Below are 2,056 nucleotides of genomic sequence, written 5' to 3'. Positions count from 1 at the left end.
GCGATGACGACAGCGAGCGCTACCACTACGCCGACGGCGGCACCCGCACTCGCAAGGTCCACAAGGCGCAGGTCAGCGCGGCCACGCAGACCACGATCACGACCTATGCCGGCGGGTGCGAGGTTCGCCAGCGGTGGCTAGCAGGGCAGGATGCGCCGCAAAAACATATCGTCATCAGCGAAGGGGGCGATGTACGCGTGGTGGAGGACCGGCTCGCGGGCACCGTTCGGCTGCGTTATCGCTTCGCTGATCATCTGGGCAGTGTCGGCGGTGAGACGGATGCTCAAGGGCTGGTCCTTGCGCGTGAAGAGTACGCCCCTTATGGCGGTACCGTGGGGTGCGACGAGGCTGCCGAGGAAGCCAGTAACCTGACGCAACGGACGATGCGCTATTCCAACAAGGAGCGGGATGCGACGGGGTTGTATTACTACGGATGGCGCTATTACCAGGCGGAGTTGGGGCGCTGGTTGAGTGCGGATCCGGGTGGGTTGATTGACGGGATCAACTTATATCGATTTACCCGAAACAATCCGATAGGCGTTATCGATACAGATGGACGTGGATGCTTCCCCAGCAGAGTTGCCAAAGCTGAAGGCGCTCAAGGCACACACGATGGGGCACCGCATCAACGGACAGTGCAGCGCGCGCCGGACATCGACGTCATTATAAGAGAAGTCGCTGTTAGCTATTTAGAACATTTCTATGCTGATCAAGGTGAAGATGGAGGCTGGGAATACTACCCCGCGGAGGACGGATACTCCTATGATAAGTTTGAATCCAAATGGCGCTCAAAATTAAAGGCTCAAGGGCTCGTTGATGAACAAGTGGGTCAGGTTTTTTCACAGGGGCTTAAGCGCGGGGAGAGAAAAGCTATTCGTGAAGGGGAAACAGATAGGCGTAATCAGGTCAAGGCGGCGCTGGAGGACAAGCACAGAAGAAAGGCTAATTTTCCCCGTGGCATAAAGCTGGTTTACGCGACTAATGCTGGGGCTAAATTCATAAATGGACATGCTCGTTTTGTGAGTGGGAAAGGTAAGAGCCCAGGCGCCTTCAATAATGACGTGGCTAACGATGTGCTGGGTGGATTGCTAGTCGCTCAGTCTGAGTTTACTTCGTTAGGTTTGGATAAAAAAGTAGTAGAGGATACATTTGAAGAACTGAGAGCTATGGGTGACAATTCAGAGAGAATTGTGAAGGCTTTTTCAGATGCATTGAATGTTCCGGGTGCGGCATACAACGGCGAATTGTATCGCGGTGCGCTGATGACACCTGCTGAGATTAGCGAAATTGAATCAACTTCCAGCTATGAGGCGGATCATTTTTTGTCCGGTGATAGGAGAAGGGCGGTCGCTGAGTCGTTTGCTACGCCAGATAAGCATGACATCGAATTTGCCCAAGGTCGAACAGGAGTGCTGTTTGATCTGTCTGGTACGGGAGCGCTAAAGACATTGGATTATACTGAAATAGAAGCTATCCATTTGCCAGGCACGCGATTTAAGGCTGTGTCGAGTGGGATGAAAAATGGACTTCGGTGCTTCAGGTTAACTCGCTGGAAATAGCGGTGTGTAAAAGGGACGTGAAAGTGGCTGTTTCATGACCTTTCACGCTGTTCAAATTAGGCATGTCGCAGTGGCGCAATTAGCTGAATTTACCCTATGTTAAATCTAATATGTCTGCACGCTGCCACACCGATGGTAGCTATGCCCTTTCGGACCTTGGCCTTTTTACGCACCCCCTCGGCCCCCGAGGCACCGGCGCGCCTGTTGGTCAGCCGTACGGTAGTCCACCCATTCAGCCGCACCACGCGGCTGTTCGGTGCTCGCGCCTTGAACAATACCTCCACCGGCAATGCCGATGCGGTCACCGTTTCAGGGTTGGCCGGCCAACCCTTGTGTCTGCATACCGCTGATGGCGACGCGGCCTTCACGCTGCCCGACATGGCAGGCCGGCCCTTGTGGTCACGCAATGCCCAGGGCACCGTGTCCACGGCTGCCTACGAGGCGGCCAATGCCGGCGGCCGGCCATTGTCGCTGAGCGAAACAGCGCTTGGCGCGCG

At 55.1% G+C, this 2,056-nt stretch carries 2 protein-coding genes; both read left to right on the top strand.

Annotated features, from left to right (window positions below):
- The coding region (locus AC1MHZ_RS23325) for an RHS repeat-associated core domain-containing protein (RefSeq protein WP_482967008.1) at positions 1 to 1,559 on the top strand (1,559 nt) is incomplete at its 5' end.
- A 141-nt stretch (positions 1,560 to 1,700) separates the two neighbouring features.
- On the top strand, positions 1,701 to 2,056 hold a 356-nt coding region (locus AC1MHZ_RS23320), incomplete at its 3' end, for a hypothetical protein (protein ID WP_482967007.1).

It is taken from the genome of Pseudomonas sp. FA-1 (genome assembly GCF_056856075.1).
Note: the sequence above shows the minus strand (reverse complement) of the source record. Positions and strands in the feature narration are given on the sequence as shown.